Raw genomic sequence first — 18478 nt, 5'->3', positions numbered from 1 at the left:
TGAGTGCTCAGGCGCCCGCGTCGGCGATGCGGCGGTTGACTTCGGCGACAGAGCGAGCGAGCTCGTCGAGGTTGCCCCGCAGGTTCGTCAGCGTCGTCTCGACGTCCGGCCACACCTGGGTGCGGAACGCCCGCGCCTTGGGGCCGTCCCAGTTCTGCGGGCTCGCCAACGTGTCGCAGTACCGGCGAAGGTCCGCGGTCGTGGTGGTGAGGCTGGGTAGTTCGTCGCCGAGTCCGCGAGCCGCGGTCTGTGCCGCCGGGGTCGTCACTGTTCTCATGGCCGCTCCTTGGTCGTTCTGGGCCTGCGGGTCGGTCCGGGCTGGGTGATCGTCGGGGTGCGGACTGGCGCGTCGGGTTCGGGACGTGTCCGGTGGAGCGCGGGGCCGGTGGTCGGAGGGTTGTTGGACCGGCCACGCGAGGGGGGCCCGATCTGAGCCGCCGGGGTGCGTCGAGGGGCGAGCGTCGGGGTGTCGTGGCGCGGTGTCATCCGGGTGTGCGCCTCGGTCACCGGTGTCGGTGGTTCGGGGACCTGGACCTGGATCGCTGTGCCACGCCGGAAGAAGAGGCCACGGCCTGGCCGTCTCGGTCCGCCGGCCCAGGCCGAGAGGCGCCGTCCGAACAGCTCACCGTCGGCCGGGCCTCCCGGCCACAGCAGCAGCCCGCTCTGACCGCGTCGCGCGTCGAGCAGGAAGCCGCGGAACTGGCCGAGCAGCTCCTCCGTGGTGCCGGCGATGACCAGTGCGCCTCGCCGGTCACGGGCGGTCCGCAGGAATGCCCCGACCGGGGCGGCGAGCGGCCCGTCGGCGAGGAGTTCCGCATCGTCGATCACCACCGCCGTCGGCTCGTGGTTCCCACGGCCGGCGGGCAGCAGCTGGGCCAGGTCGTCCGGACTGGCGTCCGCGTCCAGGCAGCCGAGGACCCGGGCGGCGTCGGCGAGCGAACGCAGCGGCGACGGCCGAGGGGCGATGAGCACCAGCCGTGTTCCCCCCACCAGCAGCGTCCACGCCAGGGTGACCAGGGCCGTGCTGCGGCCCGATCCGGGCGGCCCGGCGACCGTGAAGCCCGGACTGTCCGCTGTCAGGTCGACGCTGAGCGCGGTGAGTTCGTCGCCGCCGACTCCGACCAGGCCCACCAGCGGCCGCGGCGCCCGCGGCGAAGCCGTCGGCGTGAGCGGAGCGGTCTCTGGCGTGGCGGTGAGGGCCATGGCGTCCCCGAAGGTGAGCCGCGCGGGGAGCAGGTCGATCCGCATCGGCCGGCGTGGGTCGGTGCGGGGCCCGGTCGCGAGTCCGGGCGCGAGCCCGTCGCGGAGCGCGGCCGCCGTGCCCAGCCGGATGAGCGCCGCGACCTGCGCGCGTCCGGACGGATCCGGGTCGAGTAGCGCGACCTGGGTCTCGACCGGCGGGCTGACTCCGCCGTGGGTGCTCCCGGCCAGCCCCGGTTCCGTCGCGGCGTCGCCGATCCGGAAGCCACGGCCGGGCGGCAGCCCGTCCGGGACCGCTCCGCCGGAAAGGCCGACCAGCGGGTAGTCGGCCCGATCGGCGAGCCGCAGCACCAGCCGGTTCTCGATGGCCGAGGCCACCTGGCCGATGAGGCCGCGGCGGTCCGTCGTCAGCACCACCCGCAGCCCGACCGCGGGGCCCTCGCGGATCAACCGGGCGAGCTCGTCGACCAGCCGTCCGCCGTCCAGGGTCTCGAACGCCGCCAGGAACCCCTCGTACCGATCGACTAGCACGATCAGGTAAGGCAGCGCCGCACCGGGCTCGGCCGCCCGCTGCTCGCCGAGATCCGCGTAGCCGCGGCCGGCGAAGGCCTCCTGCCGGGCGGCGATCTCAGCGCCCAGCCGACGCAGGAGCCGTTCCACCCGGTCTGGCTCGCCGGCGTTGACCACGGCTCCGGTGTGCGGCAGCGCGGCGAGCGCCCGCAGCGCGCTGTTTCCACAGTCGACGCCGTACAGGTGGGCGTCGAACGCCGAGACGCGGGCAGCGAGGGCCCCGGCGAAGGTCCGCAGCGCCGTCGACCGGCCGGACCGGGCCGACCCGACGATCATCAGATGGCCGGACGACTCCAGCTCGACCTGGAAGGGACGTTGCTCCTGCTCACCGGGGATGTCCGACAGCCCGAGCAGGACCGGCGCCAGCCCTGTGGGTGGGGACAGGTCGGGGTGTCCGTCGAGCAGCGTGTCGAGTGTGATCCGTTCGGGCAGGGGCGGTAGCCAGGGCGCGCGCTGGCGAGGCACGCCGGCCACCGCGCCCGCCGCGCGGATCCGCTCGACCAGCACCGTCAGATCGCAGGCACCGTCCTCGTCGGCCGCGGCCGGTCCTGACCGGTGCCCGAGCGGCATGCCCAGCGCGGCCCACGGCCACTCGGTCACCCGCGGCGGCACTCGGCGCGGCCCGCGACCCGTCGCCGGGCCGGCCTGGCCCCCGAGCTGGACCGGCGGCGCGGGTGAGTTCGGCGGCGCGGCCCGGCCGCTGACGCGTCCGGTCTGAAACGGCACCAGCGACGTGTGGCCCAGCCGGGCGAGGGCGCGGCCCGGAGCCGCTCTGGAGATCCGCGCCGCGTCCGGCGCGTCGATCACGTCGATGCTCTCGGCGGCATCGGTCATGCGCAGCGCGATCCGCAGATTGGTGTTCGCCCGGATCTCCGGCGAGACCACCCCACCGGGCCGTTGCGTCGCGAGCAGCAGGTGCACGCCCAGGGAGCGGCCCCGCTGGGCGAGCCCGACCAGGCCGGTGACGAAGTCGGGCAGGTCCCGAGCCAGCGACGCGAATTCGTCGATCACGATGACCAGCCGGGGCAGCGGGGGTGACGTGTCGCCCACCGCCGTCCGTGCCCGCTCGCGCTGGTAGGCCTCGTGGTCCCTGGCGCCTACCCCGGCGAGCAGCCGTTCCCGGCGGCGCAGCTCGGCCCCCAGCGAAGCCAGCGCCCGGGTGACCAGGTGGCTGTCCAGGTCCGTCACGAGCCCCACGCAGTGCGGGAGCTGGGCGCAGGCCGCGAAGGCGGCGCCGCCCTTGTAGTCGACCAGCACGAACGTCAGCGCGTCCGGTGGGTTGGCGACCGCGAGCGACGCGACGATCGACTGCAGCAGCTCTGACTTTCCCGAGCCCGTCGTGCCCGCGATCAGGCCGTGTGGTCCGTCGCGGCACAGATCCAGCGTGAACGGTCCCTCCCGGCCGGACCCGATCGGTACGGACATGCGGCCGCCGGGCGCCGCCGCCCAGCCAGCCGCGATCGCGGTGGCCGTCGGCGCGTCGAGATCCAGCAGGTCCAACAGCCGGGCCGACTCGGGCAGCGCCGCCTCGTCCTGGTCGCCCCGCGGGTCGCGCAGTGGCGCCAACGCCCGCGCGACCTGGACGCACCACGCCGCCGCGTCGGCGACGGCCGGTTGACCGAGCCCCTGCGTCGCCGGCTCCGACCCGGCCGTGCCGACGAGGTCGGGCCGGACGTCCTCGACGCTCGCCTTGCCCGCCTCGCTGATCCGTAGCCCGCCGACCGACTGCTCCACCACTGCCTGGCATTCGGCCGGAAGCAGCCGGACGTCATGGTCCAGACAGACGCTGTACACCCCGACGGCCGGCCCGTCGCGCAGCACCGTCACCAGGCCGGGCAACCCGCGCAGCGCTCTCGCCCCGTCCAGGACGACGAGCACGTCCGGATCGCCGGCGCGGGAGCCGTCCGGCTGACTACCCCGATCGGCTCTCCGGTCCACGATCAACCGGACCAGCTCGCCGATCCGGGCCGCTCTGCTCTCCTCGTCCGCGCCCACCAGGACGGTCGCGTCGTCGGCCGCGCGGGCGTGCGGCAGCCAGCGCACCCAGCCCCAGTCGGCCTCCCCGCCCGACCAGGTGAGCAGGTAGACGACGAGATCTCGCGGGCTGTGCAGCACCGCCGCCTGGGCGAGCAGCCAACAGCCGAGTGCCCGGGGAAACGCGCCGTGGCCCGCCACCCCGAGCACCCCACGCTCCGCGAGCGACACGGTGACCGGCACGTCGGGCGCGGTGCGGTGCTGTTCTCGCTGGTCCTCCTGGGCTGTGGGGTCCAGGGTCGTCAGCTCGCTGGGCAGGTCGGCAGTGCCGAGCCGCAGCCGCAGGTAGTCGTGGTCGGTCCGGCGGCGCTCCCACAGCCGGCGTCGTGGGCCGACGGCCGTCAGCAGCAGCTCGGCCGGGTCCGGAGCGGCGGCCCGACGCGCCGCGTACTCCGCCGCCAGTTCGGCCGTGACAGCCCGTTCGACGTCCGCCAGCTCGCGCCGGTGGCGGGCGAGCGCCCGCCGGTAGGCCTTCCGCGTTCGCCGCCCACCGCTGAGCCGCGCGCCGACGAGGCCCAGCGGGGTCAGCAACGCGAACAGCAGCCCGTAGTAGGTGTGCAGCACAAATGCCATCGCCGCGGCACCGGCCGCCGGAACGAGCGCCATCAGGATCCCGACCGGGTGTCGCTCGGGCCGCTCGGGGCGGGCCGGCAGCCGATGCCTGGCCGTGGGCCGCGAGGCCGACAGCCGGGGTGGGCGGTTCATCTCGAGCCAGCGCCCCTCCGTCGCCGGCCGGGTCGCGAGGTCGGGTGGCTCCGGCAGCGCGACGGCGAGCAGCACGGCGCCTACCGCCAGCAGGGGAGCGGCGCGGACCCCTGCGTGCGACTGACCCCCCTCGCCCGGGTCGCGCCCGCCGGGCTCGGCGCCCGGCAGGGCCAGCAGCCGCCCGGCCGCGCGCAGCGGCAGGCCGTCGAGGAGCACCTCGTCGAAGCCGGCTCCCACCCCGGCCGGGCGAACCGCGCACGAGCCATCCGCGCCGACGACGAGCGTCAGGGCCGCGTCGGCGACCGTGGGATCGGCCAGCCGCACGGCGCAGTCGCGGCCGGTCCCGACCAGGAACTGCCCGGGCCCGAGGCGATGCACCACCCCGGCGCCAGGACCGCCGACCACGCGGACCTCGATCAGGCCGAGGGGCTCGCCGGACGGCGCGCAGCCCGCCGGCGACCCGAGGCTCACCTGCGAGCCCTCGACCAGCGGCGACCGCCGCAGGCTGAGGCCGGCGTCGACCGCCCGCCCGTGGACGAAGACCGCCCAGGGATCGCCGCCGCCAACCGTGTCCGCCGGCGCGTCGATGACGGCGCCCGGACGCAGACAGCGGGCGAGCGCCCGTCCGACCTCGCCGACGGTCGTGTCGTCGTCCGTGTCCACCAGGACGTCCCCGCCGACGCCACGAAGCGGGTCGACCGCGGTCAGTGCCACCCTCATGGCCGCGCACGCTATGGCCAAGCCAACCGGAACCCAACCAGGCCGGACGCCCCCGCACCGGCCCCCCGCTTGACAGACTCGGGTCCGCCGTGCGCGGTGACCGGCCGCCCGCCGGCTGCCACACTCCCTGTCCGAGACGCTATAGTTGGCGGGCACCGCTGGGAGGCTTCGCCTAGTCCGGTCTATGGCGCCGCACTGCTAATGCGGTTTGGGTCTACAGCCCATCCGGGGTTCAAATCCCCGAGCCTCCGCTCCCTGACCAGGGCTTTCGCGCTACGGCGCGGGAGCCCTGTTGTCGTTTCAAGATCCGTTGATGCCCCGTGCTGGCACATTGCTGGCACCAACGGCTTTGATCTTGTTGTGGCGCGGCACGAACGCCGCGATGCGCACGGCTGCGGCCTCGGCCAGTTCCTCGGCGACGACCGCGTACACGTCGCTCGTGAACGCCGCGGACGCGTGCCCGAGGACGTCGGAGACGAGCTTCATCTCGGCGCCAGAGGCGAGCAGCATCGTCGCCGCGCCGTGCCGCAGGTCGTGGAAGCGGATCGGCGGCAGCGGCCCCGACTCGGCGGCGATCTGTACCGCCTCGATCGGCACCCGGAACTGCGCGGCGGTGCGCTCCGGCGTCCAGCCAGGCTTGGCGAGTCGGGTCCGGATCGCGCCGTATCGGGTCACCAGCGCGGCGAACCGCTCGGACACGTTGGCCGGCCGCAGCGCGGTGCCGTCCTCGCGAGTGAACACCCGGCCGGAGTCCTCGTACGCCTCGCCCCAGTGGAGGCGCTCGGCGGCCTGGCGCTTGCGCTCGGCCTTCAGAACGGCGGCCGTGTCCTCGTCAAAAACGATCATCCGGTCGGCGTTCTCCGTCTTGCCCTCGTCGAGGTCGCCGTCGGTGTCCGCCTGGCGGACGTGTAGCCGGCGCCGTTCGATCGAGAGGTCGGAGCGCTCCAGGCCGACGAGTTCGCCGCGCCGCGGGCCGTAGTAGGCGTCCAGGTGAAACAGAGCGTGCAGGCGCTCGCCGCTGGCCTCGCTGAAGTCCAGGAACGCGCCACATTGCGCGGGCGCCCAGACCATCACCTTGCCCGGGACGTGGCCAGTCTCGACCCACCGCTCGGTCCGCTCGGCCGACCACAGCAGCGGCCGAGCCCGGCCGCGCCGCTTCGCGCCGCCCGCGCTGCGGAAGATGTCCTCTGCCGGGTTGGCGTCCAGGATCTTCGCCAGCTTCACCGCGTCGTTCAGGATGCCGGTCAACACCGCGTGGATCCGGCGGATGCGTGACTCGGACAGTGGCCGGTTGTGGATGCGCTTGCCATCGCGGACGGCGCGGGCGTCGGCGAGGCGCCGCACGAGCTCGGCGAGTTCGCCTGCCGCGGCCTCGTCTCGGTTCAGCAGACGCATCGCCGCGTACAGATCGCGTACGTGACGATCGCGGATCTCCACCAGCCGCAGGTGCCCGAGACCGGGCTTCAGGTAGAGCGTGAGCGCTTCATGCTCGGCGTCCAGCGTGGAGCGCTTCAGCCCTTCACCCGTGGCCGCCGTCGCCTCGCGCCACTCAAGGCGCCGGTCGGCGTACTGCGCGAACGTGATCTTCTGGTCATCCGAGTAGGTACCGCCGGCCGTCCGGCCGACTGCAGCGGCGAGCTTGAGCTTTGCTTCCTTCTCGCTGTCGAACGGGCCGATCAGCGGCTGACGACGCCGGCCGGTCGCGCCCTTCGGCGCCTCCAGGCGGCCGTACCACTTCGCGTGGCCCTTGCGGTCGTAGTCCGGGCACTGGCCACGGCGGTACTCGCGCTTGGTCTGCGGGTCGCGGCACCAGCACTTCCGGAACGGCTTGCTCACGTTCCCCCCTGCTACGTCGTCGGGGCGGCGCTCTCGGTTGCGGGCTTCTCTCGCCGGGCGATCTCGGCAGCGAGTACCTCGACAAGCTCGCGGTTCACCTGGCCGCGCAAGGCGCGGCGGCGGTCCGGGCTGGCGTCTGGATCGCGTTCGGCGACGATGCGATCGCGCTCTTCGTCCAGCGACGCGCCCCAGACCGCGCGGGCGAGGTAGGCGACGACCCGCGGTCGTTCGCTCAGTCTCGTTGCGGCCCGCTCTTCGGCCAGGCTTGCGCCGGTCGCCCAAAGGCCGCGCAGTTCTTCGCCATCGTGTTCGCCGAACGCTCCTAGGGCGACGAGACGATCGAAGTCAGGTCGGGCCGCCTCGGCATCTGCTTGCTCGCTGATCAGGTCCTGCAGCGTTCCGGGCACGTTCCTGCCGCGTAGTGGCATCCCTCCTGCCCAGATGGCAGCAATGTCGCTACCTGGCATCGCCCGGTCGCCAACCCGCACCCAGACGTCCGGTGCGACTAGCTCGGACAAAGCCACTGGACGGGTGCAGGCGGCGCTCATGATCAGTGGGAGCAAGGTCAGTTCGTCGGCGCTCACCGCCTTATCGCCTCGCTCAAGCGCCGCGATGCGAGACCGGGCCCAAGCCAGGCCGTAGGCGCGTGCGGCCCGTGACACCTCTTCCTGGCGGACGCCGTGTGCCTCGCGCACGCGACGAACCCCTTCGCCGATCACGAAGCGCAGCGGTCTCGCGGTCGCGGGATCTGTCACAACTAGCACAGTAGCGCACGGTCCGAATATCTGACCCCACGGCATCAACTTGCATGCCAGGTCCGTGTATGGTGCCGAGTCATGGTCACAGATTTCCGACCCCATGGTCCGACCATGGCCGATCCCACGGGACGTCTCTCGGCAGTCCTGGACGACGAGCCGATGGATACCCTGGCCGTCGCCCGAGCCATCGGGGCGGCGCCGGACACCGTGCGGCAGTGGCGACACCGCGGGGAGGGCCCGCCTTGGTACCGGGCCGGCCGGCGCATCGTCCGGTACCGCCGGACTGAGGTCGCCGCGTGGCTGGCTGCCCAGGACCAAGGCGGCGAGAAGGTGCCGGCATGACCCCGCCCGGCCTGACCGGGCCCCAGGGGATCGCCGCGCTCGGGCCCACGACCGATGTTCCGCACACCGCGCAGATCACCGGATTCGCCGAGTCGTCGATCTATGACGCGATCCGCACCGGCACGTGGACGTTGACCCGCGTGCTGAAGGTCGGACGGCGTATCCGCATCCCGACCCATGACCTGATCGCGCTGCTCTACCCGACCTCGCCGTCGAGTGAGGAAGGCGCGGGGGAGCGGGCCGCCGGATGACCGCAGAAACGCCACCGCCCCAGTCGGAGACCGGGGCGGGGAACGGTGACCTAGCTGGGCGGCGGGGTCGGGACCAAGGTAGCGCAACCGTTGCGGACCTCGACACCTACCGGCGCCGCCGCTCGGCCCGGCTCGTGTGGTTGCACCTGTGCCGCTGCGGGCTGGACAACCCGATCAGCGCGGCCGTTCTCGCCGACCTGCCGGTCAACGAGGAGACCTGCGGGTGAGCCTTGCTCCGGTGCGGGCCGCGCCATCCATCGATCTGGGCGCCCTACTGCCCCACGACCTCGACGCCGAAAGAGCGACCCTCGGCGCGCTCTTGCAGTACAGCGGCGACCGCCAGGGGTTCGACAGGATCCACGAATGCGGGCTCACCGCGGACGACTTCTACCAGTCGCGCCACGCGACCATCTACGGCGTCATGCTCGGCCTTTCCCGTGACGAGACGCCGGTCGACGCGATTACGGTTGCGGCCGAACTCATCGCCCGCGGCGAGCTGGACCGCATCGGCAGCGCGGCCTATCTGCACACCCTTCTCGAATCGACGCCGAGCCGGGAGAACGGCGGCTACTACGCCCGCGTAGTCCGGGCGCTGGCCAAGCGGCGGCGCTCGATCGAAGCGGCCGATCGGCTCCGCCAGGTCATCGCGACCGGTGGCGACATGGACGAGGCCCTCCGGCAGCATCGCGCGACGCTCGACGAACTCGACGCGGCGGACGGCCCAGCGACGCCCGTGCTGCGCGCCAAGGTGCTCGACCGGTCCGCTCTGGCGAGGCTGCCCCGTCCCCAGTCGCTGATCAAGAACACGATCGACCGCCGCACCGTCGCACTGCTGGCCGGCGCGCCCGCCGTCGGCAAGTCCTTCGTCGCCCTGTCATGGGCCTGCTGCGTCGCGACCGGAACGCCGTGGCTCGGCCGAGCCGTCGACTGCGCGCGGGTGCTGTACGTCGCCGCCGAGGGCGCGTTCGGCCTGGACGCGCGGATCGGCGCGTGGGAGGCCGCCAACGGCGTCACGGTCGACGATGGATGGCTCGACGTGCTACCCGAGCCGGTGCAGCTGCTGGATGCCGCCGCGGTCGACGGACTCGTCGATCTGGTCGCAGCCGAGCGGTACCGCCTGGTCGTCGTCGACACGTTCGCCCGCTCGATCGTCGGCGCAGACGAGAACTCGGCCCGCGACGTCGGCATCGCCGTCGATGCGCTCGAACTGGTGCGCCGCGCGACCGACGACACCGCGGTGCTTCTGGTCCACCACACCGGCAAGGACCGGTCGACCGTCCGCGGCTCCAGCGCGCTGGAGGCGGCCGTCGACACGGTGTACGGAGTCGACGGCGACGCGGCGCTGATCAAGATGACCAGGAGCAAGCGCAAGGAAGGGCCGCGCGAGGACGAACTCACGCTCCGTCTAGTGGCCAGTGCGGATTCAGTCACGATCGAGTCCCATTTCGATCTTGGGACTGATCGCGAACTCGCCGAGTCCGAGACACGGCTACTGAAGATCGTTCGGGACTCGTTTGGGACTACCGGCGCCACCGGAACCCAGCTCCGCGACGTCGCCGAAATGCCCCGGACGACCTTCTACCGTGCGCTGAACCTGCTGGTCAGCCGTGGCGCGCTACGCAACGACGGCACCCAGCAACGCCCCTTCTATGTCCTCGGAGGCACCGTTGCCTGAACCCCAGTCCCACCAGTCCCAACCAGTCCCATGGGACCGCAGTCCAGTCCCGTCCCACCCCCCCTTCTTTAAGGGGGTGGGACATGGGACTCGGGAACCACGGGACGTGTCGGAGCCGATCCCCGAAACCGAGTTCGTGATCTTCTGTGCCGAGCTGACCACCGGGATAGCCGCCCTCGAACACCAGGACCCACGACCGACGACCGAGACCGAACTCAGCCAAGCCGTCGGACACGTCATCGTCGTCGCCGCCGACCGCGCGGGGCTCACCCACCGGCTGGGCGACATCTGCGCGCTGCTCAGGCTCGGCGCCCAGCGGCAGAAGTCGGGTGAGGCGGGCTCATGAGTCAGGCCACCGTCCGAGAGTTCGGCAAGCCGCCCCGCTGCGGCGAGTTCGGCGGCCACAACAAGCGCGGCGAGCCGTGCGGCCAGGTCGTGCTGTCGGGCACGAAGCGGTGCCGCTCGCATGGCGGTCAGTCGACCGCCAAGATCCGCGCGAAGGTGGAGGTTCGGCGCACGGTGCTGGCGTGGGACCTAGATCAACCGCTGGTGGACCCGGGGGAAACGCTGCTGCGGCTGCTGACGGTGACCTACGCCCGCGCCCGGATGCTCGCTGATCTGCTGCAGCGCGCGTATGACGCTGCCGAAGCGCTGGCCCGTGCCGAGTCTGCGCCCGCGCTTGAGGGCGAGCTGGACGAGCTGGTCGACGGGAGCGCTGGTGTCGAGGCTGCGCGTGCGGCGCTGCGGCAGGTGCTGGCGACCGGTGGTGTGGCCGTGCTCGTCGGGCGGACACGCGCGAGCGACGGCCGCGGCGGCACGGTCGACACGGGCGAGCAGATCCGCGCCCTGGCCGCGCTGGAGCAGAGCGAGCGCAAGCTCGCCGCCGACCTGGCGACGAAGGCGGTCGCGGCCGGGATCGCGGAGCGTCAGGTGCGGCTGGCCGAGATGCGCGCCGACCTGTGGATCCAGGTTCTGGCGGGCGCTGCCCGGCGCTTGGGCTGGAACATCGATCTGCCCGCGATCAATGCGGCGGTCGGCGCCGAGCTGGACGCCTTGCCACTCGAAGCGATCATGTCAAGCTGATCACAGACTGCGACCCGGCGCTTCCGGGATTCGGACCCGCCCGACCTGCGGGAGCACCACCGCACGACGGACCCGGCCGGCCCGGGACTCAGAGCCCAAGACACCGACGAGAGGGGGTGAAAAGATCATGGCGACACCACGCAAGCCCGCGAAGCCGGCCAGGCGGTACCTGCCGGAGGGAACGATCTCTCCGACCACGCCGGGCGGCCTGCCCGGGACGGCGCGGCCGTCCAGCCTGGCCGTCGTGGCCAACGCGGCGCAGGCCGGTAGCCCGGTGAGCAGGACCCGGGGCGCGACTGCGCAGGGCGATGGCGGCCTGGCCGTCCTCGGCAGCGCGCAGGGCCTGACGCAGGTCGACCGCAACGCGCTCGTGAACGGCGCGGCGAACGGCACGTTCCTGCCGGCCGGTACGACCAGCACGCCGCGGCCCGCTCCGCGTAGCTCGACCCGGCGGCGAGGCCGCTGACGGATGCGGCCGGCGCCCGCATCGGGGCGCCGGCCGCATGACCATGATCCGAAAGGAAGCCTACTGATGGCGTTCGACTACAAGCTGCTGACGGACCCGGCCGCGCTGGCTGCCGCTCGCCAGCAGGCCACCGCCGACGTGGCCGCGCATGTCCTCGCCCGTTCCGAGCCGCTGGGCGGTCTGGAGGCAGGCGCGGTACTGGCCAAGCTGCAGGTGCACGGCGCTCTCGTCGACGGCGGCGTGGCCGCGCTGGCTCGGCGCGCCGCCGAGGCGGCCGACCCGGCCATGGTGGCCCGGCGCGACGAGCAGGGGCGGTTCATCGCCGAAGCGGCGGCCAAGGCTGCGGCGACCAACGGCGCGGCGGCCCGTGCGACGTCGGAGAGCTGGGCGGAGGGCCGCCGGGCCGCGGCCGAGCTCGGCGAGCTGAACCGGACGGCGACGCCGCGGCCCGGCCTCGGCTTCACCGGCTCGTGATGACGCCCGCCGCGGACGGCCCGGTTGACCCGTCGCCGTCCCTGGACGAGATCGGCGCGGCGCTGACCGTGATCGCCGCCCGATCCGGAGAGATCAACGCCATGGTCCAGCGGTTCATGGCCGGCGATCTCACGGTCGGCGGCGAGCTCGTCGCGGTGGCCCGCCTGTTGGCCGGGCCGTGACGACGGCGGCCGATCTTGCGGCGGCAGACCTCGCGGTGGCCGACGCCAGCATCCGGACGGCGGCGTGCGAGGCGGTACAGACGTGGCTGCGGGACTGCCTCATTCACCCGCCGTCTGACCCCGCGGCGACGGCGGCTGAGCTGCTGGTCGAACACGGCCCGTGGCTCCCGCCCCGGCTATACGCCCGGCTCGCCGAGCTGGTGTGACGCGAGACCCTCGACAGGCCCCGGCGACGATGCCGGGGCCTGTCGCGTTGCCGGGTGTCGCCAGCTAGCCTGATACAACAGAAGGGGCATTCTGTTGTATCGTTCGATCATGCCTGACGTGCCCGGAACCGCACTCGACGTCCTGCCCGCCGCCGGCGCCGTCGCTCTGGCCGGTGACCGCGACCCATGGCCCGCACTCGTCGCGCTCTGGCTCGACAGCGGATTCAGCCCGCGCACCCGCGAGGCCTACGGCCGGGCCGTCGCCGAGTGGACCCGGGCATGCGAGGCATGGGGCATCCACCCGCTTGACGCCCGCCGACCGCACGCCGACCGCTGGGCGCGCGACCTCGAAGCGGCCGGGCAGGCGTCCACCACGATCGGCCGCAAGCTCGCCTCGGTCGCCTCGGTGTACGCCTACGCGCTCGACGAGCACCTGATCGACGCCTCACCGCTGGCGAAGGTCAAGCGACCCAAGACGACCGACCGTCACCAGGCGCCGGGCATGACGCTCGACCAGGCCCGCGCGTTCCTCGCCGCGGCCGACGCCGACGGGCCGCGCACGTCCGCACTGATGCGGCTGCTGCTGGCCAACGGGCTGCGCGTGTCCGAGGCCATCGAGGCGGACGTCGACCAGCTCGGCCACGAGCGCGGACACCGCGTGCTCCGCATCGTGGGCAAAGGCAGCAAGGCGGCCACGGTGGTCCTGGCCCCGCCGACCGCACGCGCCATCGACGCCTACCTCGCCGGCCGCACCGCCGGCCCGCTGTTCGTCACGGCCACGGGCAACCGGCTCGACCGGCCCGCGGTGTGGCGCACGATCCGACGCCTGGCCAAGCGCGCCGGCTTGGGCGACCTGCAGCTCAGCCCGCACAGCCTGCGGGCCACGTCCGTCACGCTGCTGCTGGACGCTGGCGCAAGCCTCCGTGACGCCCAGGACCACGCCCGCCACGCCGACCCACGGACAACCAGGGCATACGACCGGGCACGCGGCAGCCTCGACCGGGCAGGCACCTACCAGCTCGTCGCCTACCTCGACGCCTGAGCGGCCAGGCCACGGCCCTGAGCGCCACGCTGCCGGGCCCGGTGGCCCATACCGGTACCAGGTACTGGTATGGGCCTGACGGCCACTCACGGCCGCGTGAGTGCGTTCACGTGGCGTTCGTTGCTCATGCTCGCGCGCTCGTTCGCAGCCTCGCGCGGGCGCGCGCGAGGGCAGGCGGGCACGTACCCGGGGGGGTATGCCCGATTTTTTCGATCTTGATCGGCGCGAGGCCCCCTCGCGCAATTTCCCTGGTCAGGCACTCCCTTCTGCAAGATCATCTCCTCTCGGCGTGCCTGCGCGGATGATTTGGCACTCGGTGCCAAAATGGGCATGTGAGCGCCTTTCGGAACATCTCCGTCGTCATCTCGGGTGACGCGTCGCCGCTGGTGCGGGCCTACGCGCAGGCGTCGGAGGCGACGCAGGCGTTCACGCGGGAGATGTCCGCCGGGGCGCAGGCGTCGGTGCGGCTGGATGGCGGTGCCGCGGCTCTGGCGGGGTCGCTGGCTCGGGCTTCGGCGGCGGCGGACCTGATGGCGACGAGCGCGGCGCGGATGGACGCGAGCCTCACCACGTCGGCGGCGAGTTTCGCCCGGCTGGGCGCGGCGTCGGATGCGAGCGCCGCTGGTATCCGGGCGTCCTCGTCGGCGGCGGCTGCCGGCGCGTCGACGACGGCAGCAGCCCGCGCGGAGACGGCGGGCTTCGCCTCGACGCTGGCGTCGGCCGAGCGCTCGGCGGGGTCGATGGCGACGGCGGCCGGGGTCGCCGAGGGGCGCCTCGCGGGCATGGCTGGCACGACGACGTCGGCGGCGCTGGGCGCGAACGCGATGGGGAACGCGGCGCAGTTCGCCGGGCAGGTGGGCCTGGCGGCGCTGGCGGTGGGCCTGATCGCGTCGGTGGGCGCGGCGGCGAAGTTCGACGCGGAAATGCACAACGTGGCCAGCATCGACGCGGAGGTCGGCGCGAACTTCGGTGCGACCGAGCAGCAGATCCTGGCCATGTCGCGGACGCTCCCGCAGTCCGCTCAGACGCTCGCCGAGGGCTTGTACAACATCGCGTCGTCTGGCTTCTACGGCGCAGACGCCATGTCGATCCTGGGTGTTTCGGCGCAGGCCGCGTCCGCTGGTCTGACGAGTACTGACACGGCCTCGAAGGCGATCGTCGCCTCCCTGAATGCCTACGGCCTCGGCGCGGACTCGGCCACCAGGGTGTCGGACGCCCTGTTCCAGACGGTCAACTACGGCGTCATCTCGTTCGAAGCGCTCACGAGCGCTGTCGCGAACTCGGTCGGGAACGCCGCGCAGGCGGGCGTCGGTATCGAGCAGCTTGGATCGGCCCTGGCCACGATGACCCTGTCCGGCATGTCCGCAAGCAACGCGGGCGTGTCGCTGAACAACCTGATCAGCAAGCTGATCAAGCCGTCGGCGGCGCTCGGGCAGGAGTTCACGAAGCTCGGCATATCGCAGTCGGACCTGTCCGACACGGGTATCGGTCTGTATGGCGTGATGATGAAGCTGCAGAACAGCGGCGACGCGAACCTGCAGACAATGCTCCGGTGGTTCCCGGAGATCCGGGCCGTTCGTGGCGCTCTCGCCCTCATGGCCGGCGACGGGGCCAACTACACCAGGATCATCGGCGAGATGGGCACCGCCCAGGAGAACGCGGGCGCCACTCAGCGGGTGTTCGCCGAGCAGATGAAGGCGACCTCGGCGCAGTTCGACATCCTGAAGAACAAGGTCTCGGCGACGGGCATCGAGATCGGCGCGTCTCTGCTGCCGTATCTGAACCAGGCGCTGGCTGGCCTGACGACGTTCCTCGGCGGGGTGAAGAAGGTCGGTTCGGAGGTGCTCGGCGACGTCAAGCCGGGGCTTGACGCGCTGGCCAGCTCGATCGGGAACGTCGCCGAGATCGCGCACAGCGTGCACCTCGACGGGCTGGCGGCTGACCTGGCCCACCTCGGCCTGACCGTCGCGATCGGTGGCTTCGAAGCGCTGGCCGCCGCGGTGAGCACGACGACCGGCGTCCTCGGGGGCAACCGGGCCGCCGTCATCGCCCTGGCGCTCGCGTGGGCCGCGTTCAGGGCCGAGGCGATCGCCACGTCGGTCACGACACTGGCCGCGAGGGTCACGACCCTCGGCGCGTCCGTCGTCTCCAGCGTCACCTACCTGCCGACCGCGATCGGCCTGTGGGCGCAGTACCGGCTGGGCGCCGTCGCCGCGGCCGAGGGCACGACGGTGCTTCGCGTTGCGCTGGCGAGCGCCGGCACCGCGCTGGGCGCGATGGGCGTTGTCCTGGCCGCGCTCGCCGTCTCCTACCGGCTGATGGACCAGGAGCAGGAGCGGGTTCAGCAGGGCCTGACGCGGGTGAACCAGAGCGTCGACCCGACGAACCTGGACACGCTGCGCAGCGCCCTGACGCAGCTGACCGCGCAGCAGCAGGCGTACAACTCCAGCCTCGACGGGATGCTGACGCAGGACGCGTCGGTGCGACAGAACCGCAAGGCGCAGGCCGACGACATCAAGAACACCACCGAGGCGCTCAAGACGGGCGTCGACACGGCGAAGGGCCTGGCGGCGCAGTACGGCCTCACCGAGGCCGCGGTCGAGAACCTGGCCACGGCCTACGGCGTCGACCTGACGCAGGGGCTCGCGAAGGTCGACGGAAGCAAGTTCACACAGTTCCTCGACGACTCGCAGACGAAGGCGCGAAACGCCGGTATCGACACGACCAACATGGCACGGGCCATGGACGCCCTGACGAAGTCGACGACGGGCGCGAAAGAGGCGCTGGAGGGCTTCGACGACACCCTCGGCCTGCTGCAGGGCAACGGCCTCAGCGTCATCCGCGCACAGGACAACTTCGCCGAGTCGCTGGTGAACCTGAAGACGCAGCTCGCGTCGAACCACGACGGCCTGGTCGGGAACACGCAGGCGGCCCGCGACAACCGCAAGGCGTACAACGACGCCCTGACGGCGGCCGGCGCCTACGGCGAGAGCCTGGCGACGTTCACCGGCGACGCCAGCGCGGCGCAGAGCGCGTCCTCGGCGCTGACGGGCCAGGTCCAGGCCACCGCCGAGGCGAGCGGGGTCGCGAAGACGCAGGTCGACGGGTACGGCCAGGCGATCGACGAGACGTCCGGCTCGGCGCAGGCCCTGGCCGCGATCGGCGGCGTGTCGATCCCGGTGGACGCGCCCGGCGCCGCGTCGACCAGGGACTCGATCGAGCAGATCTCGGGCAACCTCGCGACGATGCCGAAGTCGGTCCAGACCGCCTACCTGATCCAGGGCATTCCGGACGCCGAAGGCGACCTCGACGCGATGAACGGCCGGATCTCGTCGCTGCCGAAGTTCGCCCGCATCGACATCTCTACACCCGGCGCTCTGCAGGCGATGAACGACCTCGACCAGACGTCGGGCATTCTCAGCCGACTGCCGTCAGCCGTCTCCACGACCGTATCGGTACCCGGAGCGGTGGACGCACTGCGAGAGCTGGACCAGACATCCGGAATCCTGAGCCGGATGCCGGCCTCCGTATCGACATCCGTTGTGACCCCGGGCGCGATGGAAGCGATGCAGAGAATGGACGACCTGAACGGAATACTCTCGCGCACACCGCAGGTGGAATCGACGACCATAACCACGCCAGGTGCGGTCGAATCCACGGGCCTCGTTCAGCAGTTCATCGACACAACGGGCCATGTGCCCCCCTGGCAGTGGACGATGATTTCCGCTCCGGGAGCGACGGAAGCGACGGGCCAGACGCAGGAATTCATCAACACCGTGGCGGCGATGGTGGTCAGTAAGGACACCGAGATCGCCGCTCCAGGTTCGGTCGAGGCGAAGGCACAGGTCGACGCATTGCGCGCCGCTGTGGACGCGCTGCACGACAAGAGCATCACAATCACGACGACGCAGCGGCAGGTCGTCGAGTACGCGTACTACTCGGCGACCAGCCCGAACTCCCCGGCGCTGACGTCGAGCCTTCAGGGCGCTGCGACCGGCGGCGAGATCCGCGGCCCCGGCTCGACGACGTCGGACAGCATCCTGGCGCGCCTCTCGGACCGTGAGTGGGTGATCCAGGCGTCGGCCGCCGCGAAGTACGGCCCGACGGCGATGGCGTCGATCAACGCGGGCACGGCGACCGTCATCCCGACGCCGGGTTATGCCCTCGGCGGCCCGGTCGGCGTCGTCCGCCCGCCCGGCTACGCCTACGGCGGGATGGTCTCGGCGAGCGCCGGCTACTCGGGCCCGGTGCTGAGCGTCGGCGCCGTCAACGTCGCCGTGACGGGCGGCATGACGAACGCCGAGACAGGCGCAGTCGTCGAAGCCGCGGTTCAGCGCACGCTGGCGAAGGTCGTCTCGCACGTCCGCGCCGGGGTCGGCAGGTGACGACGCGCAAGAAATTCCGGGGCGGATTCCCGCTGGGTGACAACGCCTGGCGCACCCGCGCCGCCTGCGCGGGGATGGACACCGACGCGTTCTACGGCGACCCCAGGCGGCAGGCCGCCCTTGCGCGGGCCGTGTGTGGCCCGTGCCCGGTCCGGGTGCCCTGCCTGGCCGCGGTCCTGGTGTTCGAGGCGCACGCGATCGGCGGCCGGCACGGCACCGCCGGCGGCCTGTCCGCGCAGCAGCGCGAGGACGCTGTCGCGGCTGGCCTCGGCGTGGCGCTCGTCGCGCAAGCCTAGGGAGTTCCGTCACGGGTTTCGTCACGCCGTGCCGCCTGCGCGGGCGGCAGCGTGAGGCCGAGTTCAGCCGCGAGCACGTCGTCGCTGATCTGATACCGCGGGTCATCCGGGTCGATGACGACCGCATGCACCCGAAACAGGCCGTCTCCAGCCGGCTCGGGCACGGACGACTGCTCGACGCTCATGATCAGGTTCAGCGCGTCGAGCGCTAGCTGCACTTCCGTCGGCTTGCCGACGAGCGTGACGTCCACGG

General features: G+C 72.4%; 17 protein-coding genes and 1 tRNA gene. 13 read left to right on the top strand and 5 right to left on the bottom strand.

Translation table 11 applies throughout. The features are described 5' to 3' along the window. Positions 1 to 7: 7 nt before the first annotated feature. A complete protein-coding gene (locus tag FRAEUI1C_RS32030) occupies positions 8 to 277 on the bottom strand; it encodes a pyrophosphorylase (protein ID WP_013427535.1) in 270 nt (89 codons plus the stop codon). Then, positions 274 to 5229, bottom strand: a complete 4956-nt coding sequence (locus tag FRAEUI1C_RS32025; RefSeq protein WP_013427534.1) for an FtsK/SpoIIIE domain-containing protein — start codon at positions 5227 to 5229, stop codon at positions 274 to 276. The genes FRAEUI1C_RS32030 and FRAEUI1C_RS32025 overlap by 4 nt, the downstream gene beginning before the upstream one ends. Positions 5230 to 5390: 161 nt before the next feature. On the opposite strand from FRAEUI1C_RS32025, the gene FRAEUI1C_RS32020 reads away from it, so the two are divergent. Beyond that, a tRNA-Ser gene (locus FRAEUI1C_RS32020) sits at positions 5391 to 5480 on the top strand. 49 nt (positions 5481 to 5529) lie between these two features. Here FRAEUI1C_RS32020 and FRAEUI1C_RS32015 read toward each other — a convergent pair. After that, a complete protein-coding gene (locus tag FRAEUI1C_RS32015) occupies positions 5530 to 7065 on the bottom strand; it encodes a tyrosine-type recombinase/integrase (protein ID WP_013427533.1) in 1536 nt (511 codons plus the stop codon). Positions 7066 to 7076: 11 nt separating this feature from the next. Next, positions 7077 to 7820 (bottom strand): hypothetical protein, encoded by a 744-nt coding sequence (locus tag FRAEUI1C_RS32010; protein ID WP_157735116.1) that lies wholly within the window; start codon positions 7818 to 7820, stop codon positions 7077 to 7079. A gap of 81 nt (positions 7821 to 7901) precedes the next feature. Between FRAEUI1C_RS32010 and FRAEUI1C_RS32005 the strand changes: the two genes are divergently transcribed. From FRAEUI1C_RS32005 to FRAEUI1C_RS31945, 12 genes are all read left to right on the top strand, one after another. Then, positions 7902 to 8165 carry a helix-turn-helix transcriptional regulator gene (locus tag FRAEUI1C_RS32005; RefSeq protein WP_368411139.1) on the top strand — a complete coding sequence of 88 codons (264 nt, stop codon included), beginning with the start codon at positions 7902 to 7904 and terminating at the stop codon, positions 8163 to 8165. Next, a complete protein-coding gene (locus FRAEUI1C_RS32000) occupies positions 8162 to 8416 on the top strand; it encodes a helix-turn-helix domain-containing protein (protein ID WP_013427530.1) in 255 nt (84 codons plus the stop codon). Before FRAEUI1C_RS32005 ends, FRAEUI1C_RS32000 begins: the two co-directional genes overlap by 4 nt. 238 nt (positions 8417 to 8654) lie before the next feature. Further along, a complete protein-coding gene (locus FRAEUI1C_RS36865) occupies positions 8655 to 10091 on the top strand; it encodes an AAA family ATPase (protein WP_049807045.1) in 1437 nt (478 codons plus the stop codon). A 106-nt stretch (positions 10092 to 10197) separates the two neighbouring features. Continuing rightward, positions 10198 to 10437: a hypothetical protein gene (locus FRAEUI1C_RS31990; RefSeq protein WP_013427527.1), complete on the top strand. Its 240-nt coding sequence runs from the start codon at positions 10198 to 10200 to the stop codon at positions 10435 to 10437. Next, positions 10434 to 11174 (top strand): hypothetical protein, encoded by a 741-nt coding sequence (locus FRAEUI1C_RS31985; protein ID WP_013427526.1) that lies wholly within the window; start codon positions 10434 to 10436, stop codon positions 11172 to 11174. The genes FRAEUI1C_RS31990 and FRAEUI1C_RS31985 overlap by 4 nt, the downstream gene beginning before the upstream one ends. 127 nt (positions 11175 to 11301) lie before the next feature. Further along, positions 11302 to 11640 (top strand): hypothetical protein, encoded by a 339-nt coding sequence (locus tag FRAEUI1C_RS31980; RefSeq protein WP_013427525.1) that lies wholly within the window; start codon positions 11302 to 11304, stop codon positions 11638 to 11640. Between the two features lie 66 nt (positions 11641 to 11706). After that, positions 11707 to 12114 (top strand): hypothetical protein, encoded by a 408-nt coding sequence (locus FRAEUI1C_RS31975; protein WP_013427524.1) that lies wholly within the window; start codon positions 11707 to 11709, stop codon positions 12112 to 12114. Next, positions 12114 to 12296 carry a hypothetical protein gene (locus FRAEUI1C_RS31970; protein ID WP_013427523.1) on the top strand — a complete coding sequence of 61 codons (183 nt, stop codon included), beginning with the start codon at positions 12114 to 12116 and terminating at the stop codon, positions 12294 to 12296. The genes FRAEUI1C_RS31975 and FRAEUI1C_RS31970 overlap by 1 nt, the downstream gene beginning before the upstream one ends. Beyond that, positions 12293 to 12502, top strand: coding sequence for a hypothetical protein (locus FRAEUI1C_RS31965; protein ID WP_013427522.1), 210 nt, complete (start codon positions 12293 to 12295; stop codon positions 12500 to 12502). Before FRAEUI1C_RS31970 ends, FRAEUI1C_RS31965 begins: the two co-directional genes overlap by 4 nt. Before the next feature lie 109 nt (positions 12503 to 12611). After that, a complete protein-coding gene (locus tag FRAEUI1C_RS31960) occupies positions 12612 to 13544 on the top strand; it encodes a tyrosine-type recombinase/integrase (protein WP_013427521.1) in 933 nt (310 codons plus the stop codon). A 332-nt stretch (positions 13545 to 13876) separates the two neighbouring features. Further along, positions 13877 to 17929, top strand: coding sequence for a phage tail tape measure protein (locus FRAEUI1C_RS31950; protein WP_013427520.1), 4053 nt, complete (start codon positions 13877 to 13879; stop codon positions 17927 to 17929). Then, on the top strand, positions 17926 to 18225 hold the full coding sequence (locus tag FRAEUI1C_RS31945; RefSeq protein ID WP_013427519.1) for a WhiB family transcriptional regulator: 300 nt from the start codon (positions 17926 to 17928) through the stop codon (positions 18223 to 18225). The genes FRAEUI1C_RS31950 and FRAEUI1C_RS31945 overlap by 4 nt, the downstream gene beginning before the upstream one ends. Here the strand turns inward: FRAEUI1C_RS31945 and FRAEUI1C_RS31940 are convergent. Then, entirely contained in the window at positions 18222 to 18476 is a 255-nt protein-coding gene (locus FRAEUI1C_RS31940) for a hypothetical protein (protein ID WP_013427518.1), read from the bottom strand. The genes FRAEUI1C_RS31945 and FRAEUI1C_RS31940 overlap by 4 nt on opposite strands. Positions 18477 to 18478: the final 2 nt, after the last annotated feature.

The organism is Pseudofrankia inefficax, from assembly GCF_000166135.1.
GTDB classification, from domain to species: Bacteria; Actinomycetota; Actinomycetes; order Frankiales; family Frankiaceae; genus Pseudofrankia; species Pseudofrankia inefficax.
This window is presented reverse-complemented; position numbering and strand designations above follow the sequence as displayed.

Coding starts and splice junctions, on each gene's coding strand:
- FRAEUI1C_RS31970 (WP_013427523.1), top strand. CDS start 12,114: ATGACGCCCGCCGCGGACGGCCCGGTTGACCCGTCGCCGTCCCTGGAC.
- FRAEUI1C_RS31960 (WP_013427521.1), top strand. CDS start 12,612: ATGCCTGACGTGCCCGGAACCGCACTCGACGTCCTGCCCGCCGCCGGC.
- FRAEUI1C_RS31980 (WP_013427525.1), top strand. CDS start 11,302: ATGGCGACACCACGCAAGCCCGCGAAGCCGGCCAGGCGGTACCTGCCG.
- FRAEUI1C_RS32030 (WP_013427535.1), bottom strand. CDS start 277: ATGAGAACAGTGACGACCCCGGCGGCACAGACCGCGGCTCGCGGACTC.
- FRAEUI1C_RS31985 (WP_013427526.1), top strand. CDS start 10,434: ATGAGTCAGGCCACCGTCCGAGAGTTCGGCAAGCCGCCCCGCTGCGGC.
- FRAEUI1C_RS32005 (WP_368411139.1), top strand. CDS start 7,902: ATGGTCACAGATTTCCGACCCCATGGTCCGACCATGGCCGATCCCACG.
- FRAEUI1C_RS32025 (WP_013427534.1), bottom strand. CDS start 5,229: ATGAGGGTGGCACTGACCGCGGTCGACCCGCTTCGTGGCGTCGGCGGG.
- FRAEUI1C_RS32000 (WP_013427530.1), top strand. CDS start 8,162: ATGACCCCGCCCGGCCTGACCGGGCCCCAGGGGATCGCCGCGCTCGGG.
- FRAEUI1C_RS31975 (WP_013427524.1), top strand. CDS start 11,707: ATGGCGTTCGACTACAAGCTGCTGACGGACCCGGCCGCGCTGGCTGCC.